Raw genomic sequence first — 24,881 nt, 5'->3', positions numbered from 1 at the left:
CTGTGAACCTGTTTCAAATTCAATTATAGTATCGTTTAGCGTCGTTTTCGGCCGCGATAGCCACCATAGCTTGAAGATCCTGAACCTCTTCTGTTTTGATTATGGCACTCATCACAAATAGAAAATCTGTAAGAAAAATCAAGTACCTTCCCACACCTGCGACACTGTTTGGTGAAGTGTCCTTGTCTAAGAGAATTCTCGATGAAGTTGTTCAGTCGTACTCTGGCTGCTACAGCTTTGTCAGTATCCTGAAAAATATCCGGGAATTTGAAAGAGAGCCACAGATAGAGTGAGATCTCTCTTACTCTGTCCTCTGCATTAAGCAGCATGTCATTGGTCTGTGCAAAAGCAGGAAGGTCTCGTGGCGGTATATAAAGTACTTTCCCTCCCGCTTCGATCTGACGGATATAACGGTGGAATACGGATTCTATATAGGGTGATGAGATACTTGCCGGTGCACAAGAGAGATAATAACGTGTTTTCAGATCCAGACTGTATTCACTGACAATAGCAGCTATCTCCAGCATAGAATCAATGTTAGCAGCAACAAAAGGACCTTCAAACTCCATATTTTCGGAAAAAAATGCAAGAATATCTAAAATATTGTCTGTTTCGAGTATTTCACCGATGAGCATGACATGTTCTAAGCTGGCCATGACAGAGACAGGTAATTTAAGGTCTGGAAGCGGCATATGAAAAGCTGAAGTGATGGTATCCAGTGCAGTCTCATCCAAAGCACCTACATATCCTTTTTCTTCAAAACCGTAACGTCCTGCCCGTCCTGATATCTGGAGGACTTCTGTAGGAAGAAGTTCACGTCTGCGTAAGCCATCAAACTTGTTGTCTTTTGAAAAAAGTAGTGTCTTGATAGGGAGGTTAAGTCCCATAGCTATGGCATCTGTGGCGACGAGTATCTGGCTTTCACCTTCTCTAAAACGTCTGGCTTCTTCCCGTCTGACCTCAGGAGAAAGGTTACCATATACGACAGAGACAGAATATTTTTCGCTGAGTTGCTGTTTGAGTGAAAGAACATCACGTCTGGAAAAAGCTACGACCGCGGTTTGGGGTTCTATATGCTTCATGGAAGTAGGGTTGGGCAGCATGGTGAGTTCATTTTTCCGCTCAAAATGGACAATTTCCAACTCTTCATCCAGATACTCACAGAGTTCTTTGACCGCGTGAAGTGCATCACTTGATCCTGTAAGTATGACTTTTCTGGCTGGTACTCCTATGAGTGCATTGGCCCAAGCCCATCCTCTGTCGCGGTCTGCGATCATCTGGATCTCATCTATGACACAGACATCCACATCGACAGAACCATTCATCATCTCTATCGTGGAAGAGATATGTGTAGACTCTTCGTCTAAGATCTCCTCTTCACCAGTGATGAGTGAAACCGCTATATCCTCTTTTTTGAGGTTCTCATACCCCTCAAGAGCAAGAAGCCTCAGCGGTGCAAGATAGTAACCTGTAGTCGCAGTTTTCAGTTCTTGCATGGCTGCATAGGTTTTCCCTGAGTTTGTTGGCCCAACATGAAAGATGATCTTTCTTTTAAGTTCACGTGCAAGAGGGAAAAGGTTTTTAAAGTCACGGATGGTTTTGGCAAGCAGCTCTTCACGTTTTTGCTTCTCAAGCAGAGGCCTGATGTATTCTCCAAAGTGAAAAAGTATGCGTCTTTTACTTTTTTCTTTGAATTTCAGCACATTCGAGGAACGTACCTGCGGTTCTACAAAACGTACGATGAACTCATGCAGTTTCTCCTCTTCTATATCCAGTTTATCGCTCTCTTCTCTCATATCCTGCATGACATCATCTATGGCTACCCTGAAGTGCGCAAGCAGGTCATCATTGACCCTGTTGATATCCTCTTTTACAGGAAGTTCTTTGCCTCTCCAGACGAGATTATAGATAAATGGTTTTTCATAGGAAACAGAGGTATTGTAAAAGAGGGTGGTACCAAACAGATCATCGTTTTTCTCTTTCTCTATAATAATATGATCCGTACTTTCAAATACTTCATACTTATCACTGATCTTTTTTAATATCTTTTCAATAGTTTCAAATCCTATAGGTGCATGATAAAGCAGGGCCTCTGGAGGCATGCTTTTGAGTGCAGTAGTGATCTCCTTTTCTGCCAGATAGGGATGTTTATTATCTTGAACATGCTCAAGAAAAGTTTCTATCTCCGCATTTTTTTGGTTGATGGTCACTTCTTTTAGGGCTTCAAGTTTAGTGATGATCTCTTCATCGTTCAAATTCCAGAGTTCATCCATATTCAGGCTTGAAGTTGTACAGAGAAGCAGTTTATTGAAGTCAAAACTTTTCAAGGCAAACGTAAAGCTGTGGTAGAACTCCATTTCATTCAGGGAATTGAACACGACTTCCAAGGAGTTTTCAAGTGTATGAAGTCGACTTCTCATCCGTAAGTAGGTAAGTTTATTGCGTACCTTTTCTTCAGTGATCTTGCTACTTTTAACGTCGATGAATGCTTCAAGGATCAGGTTCTCTTCATGTTTGGTGTAAGTAGTATCACCTAAAATTTGAAGGATCTTCTCTACTTTGTCTGAGGGACGTTTATGACTTCCGGAATAAGGTACCGCTTTGTAGCGCTGGGTAAGGTAAGAGACTATCTTTTCTCTAGATACTGCATCACCTTCGCTCCAAACACGTCTGAGTGCACGTATCATCTCTTCTTTGGTATGGGAGGGAAGCCGGAGTTCAAGAAGCATAATAAGCTCTATGAGTTTATCTTCATCCAGTGTAGTTACACCTTCTTCAAAAGGGAGTCCATTAAAATAGTTTCGTATTTTATTGTTGAGTTTTATAAAGTATTTTTTCTTTTTCTTTGCCATAGTCTTCTATCATTCTTTATTTTGACTAAGTATAACATGAAAAAGTAACCCTTGTGTCTAATCAATGGTTAAAATATCAACCAATTCCACTCCATCACACTCTTTTTTGATACGTTTATGTTTTCGGGCATCCTCTTCAGCTAGTACCAACAAGTCTGCAAAATCATTTTTACTTACGGTCATTTCATAGATGACTTTGTTTGTTCTTAAGTAAACCTCTGTATCCTCTTTACAAGAGAGAGCAAGATTTCTCAGCCCTTTGGCAAACTCACCCTTAATGGCTTTTTGAATTTTTTCATTCGCCAGTATATCAACAAGACTCACTGTTTCATTTACATCATTTTGACACATGACCGTATACATCACTTTTATCATACCTTCCACCTTATGCTCCTTTTTATAGATAGTGTCCAATGATAATATATTTTTTTTAATTGTAGAAAAAACATGTCATATTGTCATGTTTTTGAACTCAATTAAGACCTTCATGCTTAATTCATACTTCTTTTTTATAATGAAGCAATAAAGAATAATGGAATGCTTAGAAAGGATGTAATCATGAGTAGTAAGCCAGATTCAACTTCAGTACTAACTGAAGAACAAAAAGATATGCTTTTTTTCATCTATCAAGAAGAAAAAGTGGCCAGAGATGTTTATATTACATTGGGTAAGATTTATAATAGTGAAAACACTTTTAGATTAATGCAAATTACAGAACAGAGACATTTGGATTGTGCAAAAAAACTTTGTGATATTTATGGTGTTGATACTTCATCTGTAGATGAGAGTGTGATTGGTGTATTTGAATCACCAGTTTTAACTATGCTTTATGATACTTATATAGAAAAAGGGAAAAGTTCACTTCGTGATGCATTGGAGATGTCTGAATTTATTGGAGCTTCGGATGTTGATATGCTCGAACATGCCTCAATAGGTATGCCAAGTGATGTGGTATCTGTATATGAAAAACTTAAAAAAGGTAATATAAACCACTTAAATACCTTCCATACATCCATTTCTAGAGCTGCATAAAGGTGTTATGATCTCCTGCTTTAGTTGGCGTTTTAAGGTTTAAAATTTACATTCATCACGATTTAAAATACAAGTGTAATCATCTGCTTCATTTTCGATCTGGATAGTGGCATGTGAAATGTCAAAATGATGATGAAGATGTTCTTGTATCTTTTCCAAGAAACAATTGTCAATCAACTCATGGGTCGTTACAAGATGTACGGTCAGGGCAGTTTCTGTAGTACTGAGTGCCCAAATATGCAGGTCATGTATCTCGGTTACATTTTTTAGACCAGTGAGATAGTTTTTGATATGCTGAACATCTATCCCCTGTGGTACTGCATCGATGGAGAGATCTATGGAATCTTTCAGCAAACTCCATGTCCCGATCAAGATAAATAACACAATGAAAAGACTGATAACAGGGTCGAGCCAAAGCCAGCCTGTTATCATAATAGCGATACCAGCGACTACAACACCTAAAGAGATAGCTGCATCAGCTGCCATATGTAAGTATGCTGCCCGGATGTTAAGATCATGTTTCTGACCTTTTACAAAAAGTAATGCTGTTGCGGTATTGATGACCACACCAATAGCAGCAACAACAATAATAATCATCCCATTCACAGGTTCTGGAGAAGAGAGTCGTTCTATGGATTCCCACGCGATACCACCTAGTACTACAAGAAGTAATACAGCCGAAACCAAAGAAGCCATGATGGTGACCTTTCGTAAGCCATAGGTTCTTTTGTGAGTAGGATGTTTTGTTGACAGATAGCTTGCACCCCATGCAAGCATAAGGCTCAGAACATCACTGAAGTTATGCCCGGCATCTGCGATAAGTGCAAGGGAGTCAGCAAGCAGCCCATAACCGACTTCAATGATCACAAAAATGACATTGAGCGCAATGCCTATGGCAAAAGAGCGGTTATAATTGTTTATTAGATGGTGATGATGAGAATGGTTGCCTGACATTTTATCTACTATTTGAAATATTTTAGCATTGATTCACGGCCAAATTTTTGAGCAATCATTCCAGCTGTTCCACCTCTTTTATTGGCGATAGTAACGTCAGCACCTTTTTCTATAAGAAAGGCACATATTTCTGGCATATCATCCATAACAGCTTCCATAAGCGGGGTCCATCCTACACCATCTACTTTATCAATATCAGCACCTTGTTCCCAAAGATATTCAACCATGTCTCTTCTGTCTCTTCTTATGGCAATATGAAGCGGGGTCCATCCGTATATATTTTGAATATCAGGATCCATGCCATTTTCAAATTCTCTTTTAAATGCTTCTAGATCATTATTATAGACAATTTCTTCAAGTCTTAAAAAATCTTCATCTTCCATAGTCGTCTCCTCATTATTTGATAGTATTATATTGTAGCAAATAAACTGAGAATTGCAGATGGATAATAAAATGTGAAATATACTGAAATATAAAATTATCATTACTATAAAATTACGCTATAATGTCAAACAATTTAAGCGTACATCGGTCAACGACTTCTATTTACCCTGAATATAGGGAAAAATGCCCTTGGGGTACTACAACAAAATTAAACAACTAACTTTGCCTAAGACCGACCTCTCACTTCAGATGGTAGGCTCGTTCATAAGGTATACATAAATGTCATTTACAAATTTGGGGTTATCTGAACCTCTTTTAAAAGCGATCAAAGAGCAGGGGTATGATACTCCTACACCTATACAACAAAAAGCCATTCCTGTCGTCATAGAAGGAAAAGATGTCTTGGCAGCAGCACAAACAGGCACAGGAAAAACTGCAGGATTTACACTACCACTACTTGAGAAACTCTCCAGAACACAACCAAACATGCAGAAAAAACAGATACGTGCTTTGGTACTAACACCTACACGTGAACTTGCAGCACAAGTAGCTGAGAGTATCAAGACGTATGGTAAACATCTGCCTTATACCTCTACAGTTATCTTTGGTGGGGTTGGCATTAATCCTCAATTGGCAGCTATACGTAAGGGTGTAGATATTGTTATCGCTACACCGGGTAGATTGCTCGATATTGCAGGACAAAAGGGCATCGATTTTTCTGCTCTTGAGTGTCTCATCCTCGATGAGGCGGATCGTATGCTTGATATGGGATTCATCCATGATATTAAAAAACTGATGAAACTGATGCCTCAAAAGAGACAGACGCTACTTTTTTCTGCCACCTTCTCTCCAGAGATCAAAACCTTGGCAGAAGGACTGCTCAACGACCCTGTACTGGTAGAAGTAGCACGTCAGAATGAAACGGCAGACCAGATAAAGCAGGTGATACACTTCGTAGATAAAAGAAGAAAGAGAGAACTGCTTTCACAGCTCATTAAGGTAAAAAAGTGGAAACAGGTTCTGGTCTTTACACGTACAAAACACGGTGCCAATAAGCTGACCAAAGAGCTTGAAGAGTCCGGTATATCCGCGGCGGCGATTCATGGAAACAAAAGTCAGGGCGCAAGAACCAAAGCTCTGGCTGCTTTCAAGGCAAATGAGATCCGTGTACTTGTGGCCACCGATATCGCAGCAAGGGGGATAGACATAGACCAGCTTCCGCATGTGGTGAACTATGAACTGCCGAATGTACCCGAAGATTATGTACACCGGATAGGTAGGACCGGACGTGCAGGGCAGAGTGGTGAAGCTGTTTCACTGGTTTGTATAGATGAGCATGAACTGCTTAAAAATATCGAAAAATTCATCAAGTTTGAGATACCAAAAGTAGACATTCCTGCATTCAGGCCGGATCCAAATATCAAGGCTGAACCTATCCAAAATGGAAGAGGTGGCGGAAAGGGCCGTGGTAAGAGTGGTGGAAATTCACGCAATAAACCTCGCAGCAGTGGTAGTCGAGATGGTACAGTAAGTAATAACAGAAATAAAAACCGCAATAGAAATAAATCACAAGGATTAAATAAATGAAAAAAATATTCAAATTGACAGATGAGAAAAAACATGAAGACCGTGTACTTGAAGCAGTCAAACATGAGATACGCAAGTATGTAAAACGTGAAAAGAAAAAGAAACTTGATGATGCACAGAACACCTACTGGGACTTTGATTGTAAAATAGGTACAACTTCTGATACTGCAAAAGTCGTAGCGTATGATGCACTGATCAAAGAACTTGATACAGTAAAAGCAAATGGTGCCACAGAGTGCTATCTTGAGATACTTGCCAAAGTGGTTCAAAAACCAACAAAAGAAACTGATTTAGAAGAAGATTCAGCCGAATAATACTATATAATATAAAGTTAGATATAATTTCGTAAAAAAGGATCACTAATATGAAAAAAATCACTATAATAGCACTCTTGATGAGCTTAGGTATGATCATGTCAGGATGCTCAAAAACGTGGAATGGTATTAAGCAAGATACAGGGGAAGCCTGGGATGCGTCTAAAAAGGCAGTGCACAAGGCAACTGCCTAGTATAGACCTATTTGAAGTATAGGTACTAGGTATTTCTACGCAGTACCACTAATTTTATGGGACTATAGATACGGTATCCGTTGAGATAGTCTCATATCTATTTGTTGTTCTGGCATCAAGTGCTTTCATCAGAGCGACTTCAGGCAATTGAGTATTTTTGTACAGATCTTGAGCAAAACCATAAGAGAGTGTCTGATAATGTAATTTGGCAGTGATCGTATAATTATCTGCCGGTAGTGCTATCTCATATTCTACAGTATCACTTCCTCCTATAAAGTTATTGTCCGTTTCCGCATTACCATGTGGATTGATAGTTTCAGGTAAATTTACATCATTTTTATCAAGTCCCCTTGGCAAGATACGGTTGTCTTTAAAATAATGCAGTGCATGTAACAGTATATAAGTCATATTATCGTCTGTATCCTCTAAAATCGTTTCATAGATCTGCACCTGTGAAGGATCAGTGATCTTATCATAGTGGGGTTCATAGGTATTGGTTGCTGTGTCGTATACCACACCAGTAATCTGACCTTCACTGTTAATAGCACCTGATTCAAACACAATCTGATCGGCACTGTTTTTTACTGTCACATGAAGCCAGGCACGGCGTGATGGAAAACCTGTCGGGAACTTGTGCCCACTGTGGTTTGTGATCTGAACATCAAAATTGAGCAGACCATTCTCAAAGTTCCATTGTGTGATATTGACATCAGCTGCGGCCTTAAGAAACTCTCTGGTATCAGTAATACTCTCATTAAATCTTGCTTCATCTGCCAAAACCCCTAGTTTAACACGGTTTTTCTTGAGGATTTCAAGCATATAGGTGTTGGCACCAAGGAACTTGTGTTGAAAGAATGGGGCTCTTTGTTCTAAATTATTGCCTCTTGTAGAAATGACCACACTACCTTCAGCTTTTGGCATGTGGCAGTCTTGACAGCTTTGTGTTCCATTGAAGTCACTGTACTCCCATTCGGTATAAGCAGCTTGTTCTGGGAAAGTCTCATCAGTGATCGTTCCATCTGTAGCAATGACGGGAGTCTCGAGGCTATGGCAGCTGGCACAGAGCTTGGATTCATTCATATGGGGACTATATTCTGGTGTAAATTGGACACTATTCTGCATAGGTCCAGTTCTAGGATTCATAAATGGGCCATAGATCTTACGATCAGTACCTGTATTATTTGTATCTATAACAAAGCCACCGGTAAAGCCTTCAGTCGTACCCAGTTCAGGTGTGTTTTCTATTTGATGACAGAGTGTACAGCTGACCCCCTGCATCGCAGCATCGTAATACTCGTTATCATGATTCAAGAACCCATCGCCTAAAAGTGAAACCGTATCACTATTATATGTAGCTTCTACATTGGCCATAGGGGTGTGGCATCGGCTACATTTTCCTTCGATAATTTCTTTATACTCAGGATGTTCTTTGACCTCGGTGGCCACTTTTGCCTTCCATAGCGGATCGGTCGCTGCATTGGCCATCATTGTACCTTGCCATGCTTTGACGATAGAGACATCTGTACCATTGGCATCAGTTATACCGTTATGACACTGTGCACAATTCTGTGAACCGCTAAAGTGTGTTGTGGTAAAAGAATCATTATGTAGAACAACATCAGGGAAAGTGGTATTATCATCAGGCAGAGATGAAGGGCTGTCACTACTGGATCCACCACCACAGCCTATAAGCATTAGACCGCTTAAAACTATAAGAAAATATGCTGCCTTTTTACCAAACATGATGACACTCCTTTTAAATGAAATGTGATTGAAAGAAATGGCTCAAGTCAATGACATCAGTCTCTTTCAAATTTTTTAAAAACATATAAATAGACAAATGTTTCATAGCATTTCTATCATTATAACAAATGAGTGTTAAGTGGGTATAAAAGTTCAAATAAGGAAAAAATTTGGATGTAGTAGTTGTTTAGAATAAAAATGAAGGAAAAGAAGTTAAATATTTTTTCCCTTCATTTTGTGATCACTCCTCTTTGAGCAGGGGGGCATCACCGATGGTCTCAGGGTGGAACTTCTCTTCATACTCTGTACTGACCGTGAACATTAATTTAAGATCAGCTGCGCTGCTTGCATACTGGTATGCCTGTTCCTCAGTGATTTTCTCTGCCAATGTGAGATCAAAAAGTGCACGATTAAAGGAAATGGAATCAAAACTGGTACGTTCTTTTTCAAGAGCATCCGGGATTTCATGATCACGTTTATTTCGAATCAGTTCTTGGATTTGAGGACTTTTAAACATCAGCTCTACGGCAGGGATCATATTTCCTGAAATACCTTGTATTAGACGTTGAGAAACAACGGCTTCTAAGGTTGCGGCAAGTGTTTCACGTACACGATTTTGCTCTTCATTAGGGAAAATAGCGATAATACGGTCAACGGTTTCTCTGGCATCTAATGTATGAACCGTAGTAAAGACAAGGTGTCCTGTATTAACAGCTTGTAAAATACTTTCAGCTGTTGCCATATCACGCATTTCACCAACTACAATAATATCCGGGTCCTCACGCATTGCTGCACGTAAAGCAGCAGAAAAACTATTTGTATGTAATCCTAGTTCACGTTGTTCTACGATTGATTTTGAATCATTATGTACATACTCTATAGGGTCCTCAATGGTGATGATATGACGTGGATATATTTTATTGATCTCTTCTATAACACTTGAAAGGGTTGTGGATTTACCGCTTCCTGTCGTACCTGTGACCAGAACAAGACCACGTCTGAGATGAGTGAGCTTGTGTAAGGCTGTCGGGAGGTTCAGCTCTTCTATAGTTTTAATATAGGAAGGTATAAGACGGAAGGCTAGTGCAAAACCACTAAGGTTCATAGAAATGTTGATACGGAAACGGTAGTTTTCATCAAGTGCATAGGCACCATCAAATTCTTTAGTTTCCATAAATTTTTCATAAGCATCACCCGTTAACATCTTAACAATGGATTCAATGGTCTTTGCATCCAATTTCTCATTAGATAAAAGAACGATGTCACTTTTTATACGTGCATGAATTTGGCTATTTGATTTAATATGCAGGTCAGCGCCATTGGCTTCAATTAGCATATTTAGCCAAGAATCCAATCTCTCTTTTATATTTTGTGTTAAAGACATAGTTTCCCTCCATTTTTTATATCTATTTATATTATACTACTGCTTATTTGCTTATATTATAGAGAAAGATGAAAAAAAGATAAATTAGAGTATAGATGGTAAAATATGCTATTTACTAAAAAAAGAAGGTCAGAGTGATGAAAATAATGAAATATATACTATTTGCACTACTTTTACTCGGATTATGGATCACAGAACCTTTATGGTGGAAATCCAATAGTAATCCAAGTACATTGCCAGTTGATGTTCAGATTCTTAATGAGGAGGAGAAACCAAAAACTAAAGTTGTTTCTTTAGAAGCAAAAAATGAAATGGAGTTAGAAATAAAATTTGGTCCAAAACCTTATGGCAAATACAGTACAGGTGTTCCTTCTGAAGTCTATGAATATTGGAATAAAACACTTCAGTATCCGGATTCTTTGGAAGAAGAAAGATGCGGTCCGATCAGAGCAGGTGAGAAAGGTTGGACTACTGTCTGCCGATATAGGACAAAAAATAGTGCTGGAACTTTAGAATTAATGCAGGATACTTTCATTATTAAAAATGGTAAAGCTTCTAAATAAATAGAGATACTTTAGCCCATAGGGTAGAGTATCTCTTCATGTACTTTGTCACACGCGCTTAAAATTTCATCACTGAGTGTAAGGTTCATCGCTGCAAGTGAGGCATCAAGCTGCTCTGAATGGGTTGCCCCTATGATGGTGGAAGCTACAAAATCAAACTGTTTTGACCATGCTGTAGCGAGTGTGACCGGGTGCAGTCCCGCATCAGCTGCTATTTTTAAGTATTTCTGGGTGGATGCCAATGTCTTGACGTTCATGAAACGTTGTGCCATCAGTCGTTGTCTTTGGTTAGGGGACTTGAGGTATGTTGCAAATCTTCCTTTTGCATCTTCAGGTTTGAGTCCCTGGTTGTATTTTCCTGAGAGTACGCCTCCTGCCAGCGGTGAGTAGGGGAGTAGTGAAACCTGTTCTTTTTCACAAAGTGTGGAAAGCTCATCCAAAAATCTACGGTTTAACATAGAAAAATTGTTCTGTATAGACTCAAATCGTGCCAATTCTTTATATTGGGAAGTCATCAGTGCTTTACTGGTGCCGTATGCAGTGTCATTGGAAGTCCCTATATAACGTACTTTTCCTGCTTTTACCAGTCTGTCAAAAGCTTCTAATGACTCTTCTATAGGAACGATGTTATCTGGCCAATGCATCTGGTAAAGGTCTATATAGTCTGTTTTTAACCGTTTCAAGCTTCCTTCTATGGCACGTTCGATGTGAAATCTGTCTATAGCGGTCATTCCATGACGGATAGGAGGAATAAACCAGCCGCTTGCAGCCCCTGCAACTTTGGTAGCCAGGATGATGGAATCACGTTCTTTTGTTTTCATCCATTCTCCTACCCACTCTTCTGTGATTCCTGCAAGTTTTGCATCAGGTGGAACAGGGTAGAGTTCAGCGGTGTCATAGAAGTTGACACCATGGTCATAGGCCTTATCCATAATGGCAAATGCCTCTTTCTTGTCACACTGAGTCCCAAAGGTCATCGTTCCCATACAGATGGGAGAAACACGAAGTCCGGTTTTTCCTATATATCTATACTCCATAGTGATCCTTATAAAATTGGGTTTTTATAGCATATCTTAATTTTTATAAAGTTTGGCTCTATTGCTATGAGAGCTTAGAGTCATTGTTTTTTTGTATTTGTGATCATGTTCAAAAATTAGAACAATATAGATATGAATTTACTAAATTATTTTTATTTATACTATAATATTAATTGATTATTAACCATTTAATCATAAACTATAGATATCTTCACATAATAGAAGGAGGAAGAGGTGTATATACATATAAATAAGAAAAATGTAATGAGGTTGGGGTTACTTACTCTAGGGTTGGTAGTTTCTGCTATGTTTCCATCTTGTAGCTGTGGAGGCGGTGGAGATGGCGGTGGTGGAGGAGATACGGGTATATGTAATGTGCCTATAGAAGCCTCTTTAAATACGCAAGATCGTATTGGTGGTGCAGTGACCAATGTAGAACTCTTCATGGCTGTTGATGACGTCACCGAGTGGACGCTATATAACATTGCGAATGAACTACGCGCAACTCGGGTTGATACACCTGAAAGTACGGTAGGCTTGGAAGTAGAAGCTTCTATACGTGATATAGAGATAGTGACCTATAATGATAAGCGCTATGCACTATTGGCGATGGGAGAAGAGGGGATTACCGCTGTTGACATCTCAAACCCTCAAAGTATGGTGATCGTCCCCAATGTAGAGAGCGTAAAGGTGAATTACTATCATGAAGGTATCAATTGGACAGAAGGTGGTGGTGATGTTGTGCTAGATAACAATATTTCCGGCACTCGAGGGACTGTCAGTTCACTTGCAGTCTATAACGAGGGCAATGCTACCAGCCCATCAATGAAACTATTGATAGGTAATGAAAAGTATGGTCTGCATAAGACAGCACTTGAAAATCTTTTCGATGCAGCCAATGGTAGGGAAGCAGATGGTACATTGAAGATTGAGATTGAGGATGAAGTATATACGTTACAGTATGCAGGTGAAAATCCATGGGGTGGCCCAAAAAGCTTGACATTGTTCGGTGAAGGTAACAACACTAGGCTCTTTGTTGCACAGGGGTTCTTGGGTATGGGGATATATAATCCTAAAACGTTGGATAAAGTAGGGTATTACAACCACTATACTGATACGAGTGTGACGGAGGACTGGTTCATAGATTTGAATGTATCAACCGACGGTACTTCCATTGATAGTTGTACTGGAATGCCAGATTATAATCAGGCAAGTTACGAGATCCAAACGGTTTGGCACAATAAGGTCGATGCTCCAACACCGTGGGCAGATTTTGATAGGTATGGTAAATTTTACTATGATGCTCGTAAAGTCGATGTTGCAACATTCTCTGGTGCTGGAAATCCTGATAGAACAATCGCCTATATCGCTTATGGTCTTGGTGGTATGGTAGCAGTGGATGTAAGTGGTTATGATACATGGACAATAAATAGTAATGATTGTACTACAATACATGATGCTCAGTATCTAGGTTATGTACCAGGGATACCAGCACATGGACCGGATGCACAGACGGGTGAACAATCACAGAGCCTCTTCCCATATTTCGGTGCAGGAATGCTTAAAGAGTCAGGTATTGTGGATGTTAAGGTAGATGCCGGAACAAAGAATGTTTACTTCACAGACCATTTTGCCGGACTGATGGCAGTAGGTAATGCGGATTATCCTGCAACATGGCATGGACCAAATGGAGCTGGTACATATAACAATGATACCGATGGGATACCAGGCAATCACTGGCCTGATTATGAGTTCGTTACTTCTTATGATATGACTCCAGTTCCTGCAGGTGAAGAAACGATACCTCAGTTTATCTTCGAACCAGCGATCTTACTTGCAACGGGTGAGCTCAGCGGTCACGGGAATGCTTTTGCTCTTTCTAATACTTTTGCTCCAACTCAAAGTGGCGCGGTCGATGTGGTCCTAGCTGCCGGAGGCGGTGGTCTCAGCTTTATTGACGTGGGCATGTTGGGCGCAAGTACATCTTATACAAGTCATTATACGATTGAAGCACATATAGCGACTACTGATGAGATCGGTGCAGCAGCAGACGGCTCGGCAACACAGGAGATCAATATCGGTCATGCTGAGGGTGTAGCTGCTTATAAAAATTTACTCTATCTTGGCGATGGACCGCATGGTATGTCAGTTTGGAAGATAGCTGATGAATTATGTTATCCGACAAATGATGTTCATTTGGTAGCCAATACGCTTCAGAGTGAATATCCAGTGGGTGATATTAGCCCTGCACCACATGCACATGATGTGGTCTTGGATCATGCGACCAATTCAGCCCTGGTGATGTCACAAAGCCGTGGTGTACGTCGTATTGAGAATGTAACAGTGGGTACGGTTGGTGAACCAACATTGCTATACCCGAAAGATACGGATATTTACGAGCATAATAAGGATGAGGGTAATGTCGCTGATTTCCTCAGTATGCAAGACCATGCATACAGTGCAGCATTAGATGGGTCATTGGCATTTACAGCTGATGGAAGCAACGGCTTGACGGTGTATGATTTAAGCAAGGATCCGACTGATTTAACCAATAGTAATGGTTATGTCGTTGCCAATATCGGGGGAGATACCAATTCTCAACCGGATCTTGGGCGTGTGTCTGGTGTGGCACTCTGGGATGATAAAAGCACAGGTACAGCATATGCCTTTGTTGCTGCGGGAAGTAGAGGTATCGCTGTGGTAGATGTTACCGATGTACAGAACAACAACATGTCGGTGATCAAAATTTTCGAACCGATCAAGATGGAAGATGAGACAGCTGGTAAAGCCGACGGTAAAAGTGTTGCTGTCAAGATTGTGGGAGACCATGTCTTCTTTACGTATGACAGTTTCGGAGTAGTATGCTACAGTATCGCTGACCTGATCGAACCGCTACCTGCAGAAGTGGACCCCCAGGAAATCTGGAAAAAGAATGAATTTGATTATCGTCCAGAAGCCACGGCACGCTTTAAGCTTCAAGATCCTTCATTCTTCGGTAGTGCTGATCTAACAGGATGGGGCGGCGGTGCTGCAGGTATGGATGTCGTTAGTGTCAACGGGAAGAATTTTTTCTATATAGCTTATGGAGATGCGGGAGTCATCAAGATAGATTGGACAAATCCTGCTGCACCGGTATTGAAGGAACATGCAAATACTGTTGGCTTTGCAAGTGATGTGGTTGTGATAAACGGCCGTGTCTATGTAGCGGACAGCGGTGGTGGTCTTACACTATTGAAATAAATTCTCCAACACTTCCCATTTGTGGGAAGAACAGGGTACCTTCATAAAAGAAGGTACCCTAGTTACATCTCTACCTCTTAAAAACATTTCATCTCATCATTTTATTATTAGAACAAGATAAGTATAATCCAAGTATCAGTAAAACTAATCATGATAAACTATGCCTAAAAAGGATTTTCTTTATGCAGGATAAATATGTAGGAGATGTCGGGGACTTTGGAAAGTTCCATCTTTTTCGTTATCTGTTCCATCATCAAGAGAGTCCGATGCATGGAAAGGAACTTGCACAGATATGGTTCATGCATGAAGGTGAGGGGGAAAAGAACAATGACGGTAGACATATAGACTATTTTGATCGTATGACAGGGTGTGATGAATACCTGGAAGGTTCTCTACGAAACCTTATTATGAGAGATAAACGTGAAGTGAAAGAATTGGAGTCTTTAGCATTACTCCCCAATGCAAAGTATTTTTATGAAAAAGTTCCCAAGTCTTTACAAGAGCGTACTATCTGGCTAAACACAGCCCTGACATTTTCAAGTAAAGTACCAGTAGTAGCTGTCGAACCAGACAATGGTATGGCTCTTAAGTGCAATAGGGAAGAACAACGTTTTGAGTTTCTTACCTTGGAAGCGCATCATGGACAAAAATCTTCTTCTCAGAAGTATATTTTTGCAGAGGAAGTCAGTTCTTTTTATCGATTGTCTTCTGTTGAAGTTTGTATCGTTTACCAGCATTTAAGTCGTTGCTTTGCACATAATGGGCAGATAGAGTCTCTCTTATATGATTTACAAAAAAAGTATTTTCACGTTATAGCTATCAAACACAAGCCTTATTCCCCTCGTGCCTTTTTCTTTATATGCAAATCAGAGGATATTAAAAAGAGTATAGAGCGAAGACTTGATAAGTTTACTATTGAATTTTCCGAATTTTGGGAACTCTTTAGATAGAAAAATTGAGTATTTCAGCCTGCTCTGATGTCTGTGGGCAATCTATATCATTCTCTGAAAATGCTGCACAACATGTCCGGTTTCTTCCTTCTTTTTTGGCTTTGTAAAGTGCCATATCAGAACGAGAAAACATATCACTAAATGAAGTGTCTGTTGCATTATTTTGGGCGATTCCAATAGAAGTTCGTACAGACACGTTATGACCTTCATAGTGAACAGTGACATTTTCAACTGCTTTACGAATTTTTTCAGCCAAAGTATAAGCATCTTTTTTATCTATTTGAGATAGAAGTATCGCAAATTCTTCACCACCTATACGGGAAAATATGTCACTTTTTCTTAATAGGTTTTTGACAGTTTGAACAAAACATATCAATAATTGATCGCCTGTCTGATGACCGTATGTATCATTGACCTTTTTAAAGTGGTCCAAGTCTAGTAACAGAAGTGTCAAACTCAAATGATCCTGCTGTGCTGTTTTAAAATAGTGTTCGGAAATTTGATTGAACATACGTCTATTCATAATACCTGTCAGGTAATCTGTAGAAGCCAATACACTTAAACTGCTGTTTTGCTGTTTTAAACTGGTTTCATAATTGATGATTTTATTGGTATATATAAAGGATAAAAAGCTTCCTATGATCAGCCCCAAAATAGCTGAATGAATAGCTACATCTGATAGATGCAGATCGATAGTGAAATTGGCGATCAGTATAATTGCTATAGAAGATAGTGTATAGAGTAGTCCACTTATTTTTCCATTGATCATATAGGCAACAAAAATCAACAGATAGAACCATATGATCCTAAACTCATCTTGTGGTACAAAAATAAGTGCTGATGTAAATGTGATCAATGAGATCACAAGTAGAGCGTGTGATGCAGCTGTATCATTTTGTTTGGAGAGTCTGAGAAAGAATATAAGCATCAGTGTCAGTAAACTATACATATAATTTACTTTGGTATGAATAGGGCCTATGTCATTCATACCTAAGTCACTCAGTAAAGCAAAAAGAAGAGAAAAAAAAGCGACAATGATCAAAATAGAATTCAGCATTTTAAATTTAAACTGTAGAAGGTTTTCCTCACCTGTAAACTTAAAGCCACTTTGTAAAAAATTGTTCATATTCATGCTTTTGCCTCTTCCCTTATCAAATAATAGCATATTTCCATAAGAATTATCTACTACAGTATGTGTCAAAAGAAGAAGAGATAGATGAGGTATATACGTGAGTATAGTTATATTGAAATAAAAATAAAATCCATTAACCTTATTAGACTATGATATGTGAAAGGATTTTTAATGCATAAACAAAACTTTATCACTTTGACACTGATCATTTCAGGATTGGCCTTGAATCCAGTGATGGCAAATGCAGTATTCACTACGGTTACCTATAATCAAAATATAAACGATTCTGTTTCATCGGGTATTTCATCATTATTATATAGTAGGGGATTGGAGAAAGAGGCAGCAGATGAAATCACTGAAAACCTTGTCAGTGAAGAAGAGGAAGATCTACTGAAAGGACTCATAGAAGATCTTGAGAGTGAAAAGATTGTAAGTAGAAAAGAAGTTTTGGAGTATTTGAGTACAAAGGCTTTACACAAAGAAAATGTGGATTTTCATTCCTATGATCATCTGGTAGGTATGGTTTCAAAGATCAAACAACGATCGTTAGAAAATAAAACATTAAAACAACTTCAAAAGATGGCGCAAAACAATAAATACATATTTGTGTAGAGATACACAAATATTATATGTTATGGAGTAATAATATACTTTGATTAACATAATATAAATTCTATCAAAAAAGTAAATCTCTTCTCTCTCATGAATTAGAGCAAAGGTTAAATGGTTTTTGAAAAAGTCATTTTTATAAAAATCGGTAGATGCGGATCTATGTATAAAATTTCTTATATCAGAACTTTTATATTGAGTTGTATGAAAAATGAAAAAAATGGTTATACACAGATTTTAATGTATTCAAAATTTAACCGATCTTGTAATGTGTATCTGATCAGATTTTTTTAACCAAGAGATAAAATATAATTTCTTATTTGTTGGAAATTTAACACACCTCATTTTTTAATCAGTCCAAACATAATACAAAATGAAATGATAAAAACCTTTATAAATAAAGAATAATAAAATAATCACACAAATGTATTAAAAAGTTATCTTCTCAAGATGATCTAGCGTAATTCACAAGAGTATTTTGATATTTATTAGTATAAGTAAGGTGAAATACTCCTTCCCGTTTCCAAAAGAAAACATATATCTGCTTCATGTCATTCAAAGTACCGTATATAGGGGCGATGATGGATTATATATGAACAAGTGTTCATTGGAAGAATCAGTTTAGGATAAATAAAAGAACATTTGTTCATTTATAATTTATGTAATAAAATTAAATATGAACATTTGTTCTTTTATATTAAAAATCTCTACTTGACAAATGAACACTTGTTCACTATAATGTCACTAAAGGAGCCACAATGAACGAGCAGAGCGTTAGTTCTTCCCCTACTAAAGGAAGTAAAACCAAAGATAAAATACTCAAAATATCCCTGAAACTCTTTTCTACTAAAGGATATAAGGCAACAACGGTTAGAGATATCGCTGGTGCTATGGATATGAAACAAAGTGCACTTTATAACCACTTTAAGAACAAGGATGAGATCCTTGAAACACTGGTAAGTGAGCTTACCTCTTCTGCAATAGTGACTATATTTAGCGATAAAGAGGCCTCAGAGCTTTATAAACAAGGAAAGTCTTTGTTAATGTCCATTGCCACTACTTTTAAGCTTATAGGCTTTGACGGGCAAAATGAGGCACTTTTAAAGCTATTGATGCAGGAGATCTATAGAAATGAGCGTATCAGGGAGATCTATAACGAGTATTTCTACCAGGAGAACGTTAAAAAGCTCTCAAGCATCTTCTTTATGATGATGCAGGATGAGATGATCAAGTCCTCGGACCCTCTTTTACTGGCAAATGAGTTCATTTCTCCCCTATTTTTTTATCAGATGCAGGTTTCTTTGCTAAAATTAGATAAAAAATCGACCTCTTCAGTCGTCTCAATGTTCGAGAAACATGTAGATTTCTTCTGGGATAATATAAAACTGGAAAAACAAGAGACCCTATTTTAGGGAAATACTAAATAATATTAAGGATTAGAATGGAAACAAAAGTGGATCATTTCGCTGAAAAATCAAAAACGTGGGATATGAACAGCAAACGCGTACAGAATGCACAAGGCATAGCCGAACTAATAGTAAATAATATTAAACTGGATAAATCTATGGAACTTATGGATTTTGGTGCAGGAACGGGGCTTTTAAGTTACTTTGTCGCCCCCTATGTAGAGAAAATCGTGGCTGTAGACAACTCCCCTTCTATGCTTCGAGAATTTCAAAGTAAATGCGGTCAATTCTCATGTAATACTGAAGTAATAGAGAAGGATCTGAGTACTGATACACTTGAACGAAAGTTTGATGGAATCATTTCATCCATGACGATCCACCATTTGGAAGATATTCCTGCCCTCTTCTCAAAATTCTATAAGATGCTGGATGAGCATGGCTTTATTGCTATTGCTGATCTGGATAGTGAAGATGGCACTTTCCATAGTGACAATGAAGGTGTCTTTCATTACGGTTTTGATCGACATTTGCTTGCAGAGTACGCTCAAAAAGCAGGATTCAAGGATGTGACCTTCAGTTTAGCCAATAAAATATCTAAACCACATGCCGAATTCACTGTTTTTTTAATGACAGCAAAGAAATAATATTAGAGAATATTAAAATGAAATATCTTTGGTTAGGTATCTTTATACCTGTTTTAATATGGTCTGCAGCTTTACCTAAAGATCCATTTACATGGTTTTTAGAAGTGTTACCGGTTTTCATAGGTTTGGTCATTTTACTTTTAACCTATAAAAAGTTTCCGTTAACTTCCCTACTCTATACACTTATATTAATTCATATGATAATTTTGATGGTGGGAGGACACTATACTTATGCTGAAGTCCCTCTGTTTGACTGGATCAAAGAGGTTTTTGACCAAAATCGGAACAATTATGACAAGGTAGGTCATTTTGCACAGGGATTCATCCCTGCCATACTCGCCAGAGAGATACTGATACGTAAACATATCGTACTAGGCAGTAAAATATGGCTAAATACCATCATTGTAAGCCTTGTTTTGGCATTTTCAGCCTTGTATGAACTTATAGAATGGTGGGTGGCTCTTGCTATTGGTGAAGATGCTGAAGCCTTCCTGGGAACACAGGGATATATGTGGGATACACAGTCAGATATGGGATATGCACTATTTGGAGCGATCATGGCGCTTATAATACTTTCTAGGGTCCATGACAAACAGTTAGACTTATTATCGCGGAGTCAAACTGCTTGAGCGTTAGGCGCAGTCCTGCCCCACGGAACTGTGGCAGTGCTACTTCTTCTCATATGGGCGATAGGCTAGAACGACCCGCCATTCACGGTTGTGGAGTCTCACACTCTGCCAGATAGCATTTTTGATGGCCTTTTTGTTGGACTCGGGTGAAAGATAGATATAGCTCCCTTCCCCTGCTGGATCAGAGACAATCTTCTTGCTGAGTTTTAGCAGGTTTCCGTAGCCTGCATAGATAGGATCGCTGAAAAGCATCCTACCGATCTCTCCCTTATCCTGATCGTAGAGTATCATACTGTCTGGCTGCATAATCCAGAGTTCATAATCATCGGGGATCGTGGTTTTCTTAAGCAGAGAATCGACCAGCAGTTCAGGGCGGATCAAGAGGTTGATAGAGCCTGAGAATCTCTTCTTATTGTCGTAGATTGGACGGGATACAACCACTGCCGTAAAATGTTCGACGGCTGTAAATCCGCTGCTGAGCAGTGGTTCAGGTTTTTTCAGCATGGCCTTGATATGCTTCTGGGAACTTATGTCCGTATTCTCGAAGTTCTTGTATTCACGTGGCTCTACCAGTCGCATTATTCCCTTCGCATCGATAAAAGAGGCTTCGACAATATCGGAGCTCTCATCAAGAAGGGTGTTGAGAAGTCTTCTGATCTCACTTTCTTTTTTGACATCCACCCTACTTTTCTCGATCAATGTTGCCAGTGATTCGTCAATATGGTTCAAACGGTTTTGCAGATCGGGTACAAAGCGATCGAGCGAAAGTTTAAGTTGTGGTGGAGTCACTGCTTTTGCCCCCTCAATCTTGGCAAGGAACATCCACCATTCCATATTTTGCAGTTTCTGGTAATATCCGTGACGGAGGTTGTCCAGCTCATACTGCACGGGTCCGCTTTCCGTTTTTATTGCTTCTGAAATGGCATCATGCAGTGATTCACTCCCCTGTGTGAGAGCATTCATAAAGATAAAATCACTGTCGTTGTCAAGCATCATCATCCCCTCTGAGTTCAGGACAAACCAGGTGTAGTCATAGGGTAAATCAAATTCGCGGTTGAGTTTATCATGCAGCTCATCCAGGAAGATCGAGGCACCAAGTGCACCTGTCACTTTACCATCTGTCGCTATGGGAGCAGCCATCAGAGCTGATTTCTTCCCGGAAGAACGGCTGTAGATAGGATAACCCATCACTGTGTTGTCGGCAAAGAGCGACTTAAAATAACCCCGGTTGCTCAGATTTAGATTGGTGTAGTCAAGTGTTACAGTGTAGTAGTTGCCATCGGGCAGAACATAGAAATAGACCCCCGGCGTAACTTCTTTTAGCTGTTTCAGGTAGTCTTTGATCCCTTCCCAATCGCCGTTTTTAGCCTCAGGAGTAGAGGCGATCAGTTCAAGAGACGATAGTGTATTCATTAACACAGTATCCAGATAGTTCGATGCCGCGTTGAGTGTGGTTTTTGGAACTGCTGTCTGCTGGATTGGAACAGCTTCTGCTGCCAAAGATGCGTTTGCCAAGATGCAAATAAACAGTGTTGAAATGATCTTTTTCATTTTTTCTCCTTCAATCTCTCTCATAACAAAACATTTATGGCCTGTCACTTATTCTCTAGAAACATCATTGAACGATTTAATGTATAACTAACTTATTCTAGCATATTTTTTACTTCAAAATTCAGGTATAAATTTTGAGGTCATTCGATAGCTAAAATTTTTTAGAAACTTACTTTAGAACTATTGTAGTACCTGTACTTTTATCTCACTTAGATGATGTACAGCTGAGAACTAGTGCCTTGAGATGAATATAGAGGAAAATTTGATTCAAGATTACTTTTTCACAAATGCTTCATGCATTTTTTGTATAATTAAATGATAATAACTCACATAAATAAAGGATCTTACATGAAAAAAGCATTTTTGACCGTTGGTACATTAGCATTTTTAGCTTCCCCTTCACTATTTGCAGTAGATGCTATAAAAACACAAACAACGCTTCAAACACAACAAATGTTACAAAATGGTGCAGGTATGGGTGGTAAAAAACAATATAAACATCTATACAAACATCAATATGAGTATCAGGGTACTAACAGTAAACAGCAAGGTGCAGGAACGGGTCAGGGTAAAGGGAATATGACAGGTGGTATGGGTCAAGGCAAAGGCCAAGGTAATATGTCAGGTATGGGCCAAGGCAATAGAGGTGGAAAAGGTATGCAAGGGAATGGTGGTAAAAAAGGTGGAAATGGTATGAGAGGCGGTAAAGGCGGTGGTGGAGGAAAACGGTAATAATATCAGTCTGATACACCTTTCTACATTTATCACACAGCGGCTCTAAGGGTGTTTCTTTAAGAGATGCCCTTTTTTTACTTAGTGATTATATTGTATAAAAGTAACAATAAACAGGTTGAATAGACCCATTAACATCATAGTTATCACAAATGATTTTTCATGTTTTTTCCAACGATTGACATTTATTACTGTTAATAGTACTTTTTTCATTTTCACCCTTCCCCGATTCTTCATTGAAAATATAACATTTTGATGTCATATTTATGTAACATAAATATGAACTATTTGAAATAAAGTGTCAATTGCTAGAGAAGGATATGAATGGATATTATAGTAGTATCACCTTATGGCAGAAAGATGGGTGACATCTTCCTGTCAGGTTTGTTTTAACGTTTTTTGATCTCTGAAACGATGACTCCCCTAAATGCACCTAAAGTGTAGTGACTCGCATTCTCATCAGGATATGATTCATGTATCACTGCTTGTATCTCAGGAGAGATGTTCTCACCGTGACACTTGAGACATGCTGTTTCTGCTATCAATGGTTTATAGTAACGTGTGGCTTCTTTGGTGTTCACTTTTCTTACCATCATCGCTGTGGCTCTTTTATTTTGGATTGAATCCTCAATCTCTTTCATGATTTCAATATCTTTTGTATCAGGCTTATTGATACTATTTCTTGTTCTCAGAGAAGTTCTTCTTACTTTGGCATAGTCCGGTAGCTGTGTATTGACTTCATTGGTAATAAGTTGTGCTTGTGCTGTACAAAAACCAATGGCACTCAAACCACTCGGATCCGCCTGAAGTTGTGCTTTCAGTTGACTTTTAAGTGTCCCTCCAAGCATCTTGATATACTTGATACCTTCTTGTGTTTGACTTAGAGCTTGCGTACCATGGTTCTGTGATGCATGTATACCTGCAGTACACACTAAAGATGCAATAAATAGTTGTAATTTCATAGAGATACCTTTTAGTTTGGGATATTTTTAAATTCTACTCAAATAATCTTTGTGGCAGTTAAAAAAATATACTGCTTCCCTGTCAGTGTGACTCTGAACTTCTTCTGCTGCAGGTACTTTTTGCAAAAAATGATATCATTAAAAAGCAGTGACATTTCACTCATTGCATAATTGGGTGCCTTGGCCCCATAGATCATCTCTCCACCTATCCATCTACTGTTTGGAAAACCTAAGATGATAGCGGCATCTTTTTCAAGATAGTTTTGCACCAATGACATAAAAAAAGGCTTGAAATTGATACTTGGACTTTGCAATGTTCCTATGCTTACAAGTAGATCGAATTTCCCTAGATTTAAACGCTCTAAGTCATTGATATCATGTGTATGAAATGTCACATTCTCTTCAGGAAAACATTTTTCAGCATAGGTAATAGCAGATTTTGAGTGGTCAATACCTACAAGCTTCATTTTTTCATAGGTGAGTGTATCTAAACTATTTTTGATGATCTTGAACTCATCTCCTGTATTGATACCAAGGTTCAGGATTGATCTTCTTTGAGTGAGCCTGGCATTTTTCAGGGCTTGAGTATAGTAGTAAAGAAATGCTGGCTCTTCCATTTTTTGTATTTGAGAAAAATGTGACTCCACACCATATTTCTCTTCTTTGGAACTTGGGGATTCACTATGAAAAGAGCGTTGTGTCTCTAGCTTTTTAAAATGGAGTTTTACTAGAGGATAGGTACTTTTTGTAGGAGTCATCATTTTGCACATTAAAAGTTCTGCCAGGTCTGTCCATGATTTGTAGCCCCGATAAACATAGCTTTCTCCTGCTATCTCTAATATCTTACCGGCATACCCTTCTCCAAGATCTGGATCAACTGTTTCAAAGCTGATATATTCCCCTGCTTCACATGCCTTTGACTTTACACTGAGTATTGTGAGGATATCTTGCATTGATTGGGTGGTAAATATCAAATGAATAC

Annotated in this window: 23 protein-coding genes; 12 read left to right on the top strand and 11 right to left on the bottom strand. The window is 38.7% G+C overall.

Features of this window, described 5'->3' with window-relative positions; genetic code table 11:
* Positions 1 to 35: 35 nt before the first annotated feature.
* Together PF327_RS04660 and PF327_RS04655 are read right to left on the bottom strand one after the other, a co-directional pair.
* Positions 36 to 2,852 (bottom strand): helicase-related protein, encoded by a 2,817-nt coding sequence (locus PF327_RS04660; protein WP_289401517.1) that lies wholly within the window; start codon positions 2,850 to 2,852, stop codon positions 36 to 38.
* 57 nt (positions 2,853 to 2,909) lie between these two features.
* Complete coding sequence (locus tag PF327_RS04655) at positions 2,910 to 3,227, bottom strand: hypothetical protein (protein ID WP_289401641.1); 318 nt, start codon at positions 3,225 to 3,227, stop codon at positions 2,910 to 2,912.
* A 183-nt stretch (positions 3,228 to 3,410) separates the two neighbouring features.
* On the opposite strand from PF327_RS04655, the gene PF327_RS04650 reads away from it, so the two are divergent.
* Positions 3,411 to 3,884 (top strand): DUF2202 domain-containing protein, encoded by a 474-nt coding sequence (locus PF327_RS04650; protein ID WP_289401516.1) that lies wholly within the window; start codon positions 3,411 to 3,413, stop codon positions 3,882 to 3,884.
* Between the two features lie 39 nt (positions 3,885 to 3,923).
* On the opposite strand, the gene PF327_RS04645 is transcribed toward PF327_RS04650, so the two are convergent.
* Together PF327_RS04645 and PF327_RS04640 are read right to left on the bottom strand one after the other, a co-directional pair.
* Complete coding sequence (locus PF327_RS04645) at positions 3,924 to 4,838, bottom strand: cation diffusion facilitator family transporter (RefSeq protein ID WP_289401515.1); 915 nt, start codon at positions 4,836 to 4,838, stop codon at positions 3,924 to 3,926.
* Positions 4,839 to 4,846: 8 nt separating this feature from the next.
* Positions 4,847 to 5,221 carry an ankyrin repeat domain-containing protein gene (locus PF327_RS04640; protein ID WP_289401514.1) on the bottom strand — a complete coding sequence of 125 codons (375 nt, stop codon included), beginning with the start codon at positions 5,219 to 5,221 and terminating at the stop codon, positions 4,847 to 4,849.
* Between the two features lie 280 nt (positions 5,222 to 5,501).
* Here PF327_RS04640 and PF327_RS04635 point away from each other — a divergent pair, with 280 nt between their 5' ends.
* The 3 genes from PF327_RS04635 to PF327_RS04625 are packed head-to-tail and all read left to right on the top strand — an operon-like array spanning position 5,502 to position 7,317.
* Positions 5,502 to 6,809 (top strand): DEAD/DEAH box helicase, encoded by a 1,308-nt coding sequence (locus PF327_RS04635; RefSeq protein ID WP_289401513.1) that lies wholly within the window; start codon positions 5,502 to 5,504, stop codon positions 6,807 to 6,809.
* A complete protein-coding gene (locus PF327_RS04630) occupies positions 6,806 to 7,123 on the top strand; it encodes a DUF6172 family protein (RefSeq protein WP_289401512.1) in 318 nt (105 codons plus the stop codon). Before PF327_RS04635 ends, PF327_RS04630 begins: the two co-directional genes overlap by 4 nt.
* Positions 7,124 to 7,173: 50 nt before the next feature.
* Positions 7,174 to 7,317 (top strand): entericidin EcnAB, encoded by a 144-nt coding sequence (locus tag PF327_RS04625; RefSeq protein WP_289401511.1) that lies wholly within the window; start codon positions 7,174 to 7,176, stop codon positions 7,315 to 7,317.
* Between the two features lie 54 nt (positions 7,318 to 7,371).
* Here PF327_RS04625 and PF327_RS04620 read toward each other — a convergent pair whose 3' ends face one another.
* Both PF327_RS04620 and PF327_RS04615 read right to left on the bottom strand, forming a co-directional pair.
* Positions 7,372 to 9,060 (bottom strand): multiheme c-type cytochrome, encoded by a 1,689-nt coding sequence (locus PF327_RS04620; RefSeq protein WP_289401510.1) that lies wholly within the window; start codon positions 9,058 to 9,060, stop codon positions 7,372 to 7,374.
* A 241-nt stretch (positions 9,061 to 9,301) separates the two neighbouring features.
* Positions 9,302 to 10,444 (bottom strand): type IV pilus twitching motility protein PilT, encoded by a 1,143-nt coding sequence (locus PF327_RS04615; protein ID WP_289401509.1) that lies wholly within the window; start codon positions 10,442 to 10,444, stop codon positions 9,302 to 9,304.
* Positions 10,445 to 10,581: 137 nt separating this feature from the next.
* Here PF327_RS04615 and PF327_RS04610 point away from each other — a divergent pair, with 137 nt between their 5' ends.
* On the top strand, positions 10,582 to 11,007 hold the full coding sequence (locus PF327_RS04610; RefSeq protein WP_289401508.1) for a hypothetical protein: 426 nt from the start codon (positions 10,582 to 10,584) through the stop codon (positions 11,005 to 11,007).
* An 11-nt stretch (positions 11,008 to 11,018) separates the two neighbouring features.
* On the opposite strand, the gene PF327_RS04605 is transcribed toward PF327_RS04610, so the two are convergent.
* Positions 11,019 to 12,044, bottom strand: a complete 1,026-nt coding sequence (locus tag PF327_RS04605; RefSeq protein WP_289401507.1) for an aldo/keto reductase — start codon at positions 12,042 to 12,044, stop codon at positions 11,019 to 11,021.
* Between the two features lie 234 nt (positions 12,045 to 12,278).
* On the opposite strand from PF327_RS04605, the gene PF327_RS04600 reads away from it, so the two are divergent.
* Together PF327_RS04600 and PF327_RS04595 are read left to right on the top strand one after the other, a co-directional pair.
* The gene (locus PF327_RS04600) at positions 12,279 to 15,284 is read left to right on the top strand and encodes an LVIVD repeat-containing protein (protein ID WP_289401506.1); all 3,006 of its coding nucleotides are present in this window, start codon (positions 12,279 to 12,281) and stop codon (positions 15,282 to 15,284) included.
* A 182-nt stretch (positions 15,285 to 15,466) separates the two neighbouring features.
* Positions 15,467 to 16,234 carry a hypothetical protein gene (locus PF327_RS04595; protein ID WP_289401505.1) on the top strand — a complete coding sequence of 256 codons (768 nt, stop codon included), beginning with the start codon at positions 15,467 to 15,469 and terminating at the stop codon, positions 16,232 to 16,234.
* On the opposite strand, the gene PF327_RS04590 is transcribed toward PF327_RS04595, so the two are convergent.
* Positions 16,227 to 17,366: a GGDEF domain-containing protein gene (locus tag PF327_RS04590; RefSeq protein WP_289401504.1), complete on the bottom strand. Its 1,140-nt coding sequence runs from the start codon at positions 17,364 to 17,366 to the stop codon at positions 16,227 to 16,229. The two genes, PF327_RS04595 and PF327_RS04590, sit on opposite strands and share 8 nt — an antisense overlap.
* Positions 17,367 to 17,537: 171 nt before the next feature.
* Here PF327_RS04590 and PF327_RS04585 point away from each other — a divergent pair, with 171 nt between their 5' ends.
* The 4 genes from PF327_RS04585 (at position 17,538) to PF327_RS04570 (ending at position 20,654) form a co-directional block, all read left to right on the top strand.
* Positions 17,538 to 17,978 (top strand): hypothetical protein, encoded by a 441-nt coding sequence (locus PF327_RS04585; protein WP_289401503.1) that lies wholly within the window; start codon positions 17,538 to 17,540, stop codon positions 17,976 to 17,978.
* Positions 17,979 to 18,733: 755 nt separating this feature from the next.
* Entirely contained in the window at positions 18,734 to 19,387 is a 654-nt protein-coding gene (locus tag PF327_RS04580) for a TetR/AcrR family transcriptional regulator (RefSeq protein WP_289401502.1), read from the top strand.
* Positions 19,388 to 19,416: 29 nt separating this feature from the next.
* Positions 19,417 to 20,025 (top strand): class I SAM-dependent DNA methyltransferase, encoded by a 609-nt coding sequence (locus PF327_RS04575; RefSeq protein ID WP_008242671.1) that lies wholly within the window; start codon positions 19,417 to 19,419, stop codon positions 20,023 to 20,025.
* A 17-nt stretch (positions 20,026 to 20,042) separates the two neighbouring features.
* Positions 20,043 to 20,654: a DUF2238 domain-containing protein gene (locus tag PF327_RS04570; RefSeq protein ID WP_008242674.1), complete on the top strand. Its 612-nt coding sequence runs from the start codon at positions 20,043 to 20,045 to the stop codon at positions 20,652 to 20,654.
* Positions 20,655 to 20,693: 39 nt separating this feature from the next.
* On the opposite strand, the gene PF327_RS04565 is transcribed toward PF327_RS04570, so the two are convergent.
* Positions 20,694 to 22,229 (bottom strand): cache domain-containing protein, encoded by a 1,536-nt coding sequence (locus PF327_RS04565; protein ID WP_081501824.1) that lies wholly within the window; start codon positions 22,227 to 22,229, stop codon positions 20,694 to 20,696.
* Positions 22,230 to 22,553: 324 nt separating this feature from the next.
* Here PF327_RS04565 and PF327_RS04560 point away from each other — a divergent pair, with 324 nt between their 5' ends.
* Positions 22,554 to 22,937, top strand: coding sequence for a hypothetical protein (locus PF327_RS04560; protein WP_289401499.1), 384 nt, complete (start codon positions 22,554 to 22,556; stop codon positions 22,935 to 22,937).
* Positions 22,938 to 23,326: 389 nt separating this feature from the next.
* Here PF327_RS04560 and PF327_RS04555 read toward each other — a convergent pair whose 3' ends face one another.
* Both PF327_RS04555 and PF327_RS04550 read right to left on the bottom strand, forming a co-directional pair.
* Entirely contained in the window at positions 23,327 to 23,899 is a 573-nt protein-coding gene (locus PF327_RS04555) for a Tll0287-like domain-containing protein (protein WP_008242680.1), read from the bottom strand.
* 38 nt (positions 23,900 to 23,937) lie between these two features.
* Positions 23,938 to 24,873, bottom strand: a complete 936-nt coding sequence (locus PF327_RS04550) for a methyltransferase domain-containing protein (RefSeq protein ID WP_289401498.1) — start codon at positions 24,871 to 24,873, stop codon at positions 23,938 to 23,940.
* Positions 24,874 to 24,881: the final 8 nt, after the last annotated feature.

The sequence above is a fragment of the Sulfurovum xiamenensis genome (assembly GCF_030347995.1).
Classification (GTDB): Bacteria; Campylobacterota; Campylobacteria; order Campylobacterales; family Sulfurovaceae; genus Sulfurovum; species Sulfurovum xiamenensis.
This window is presented reverse-complemented; position numbering and strand designations above follow the sequence as displayed.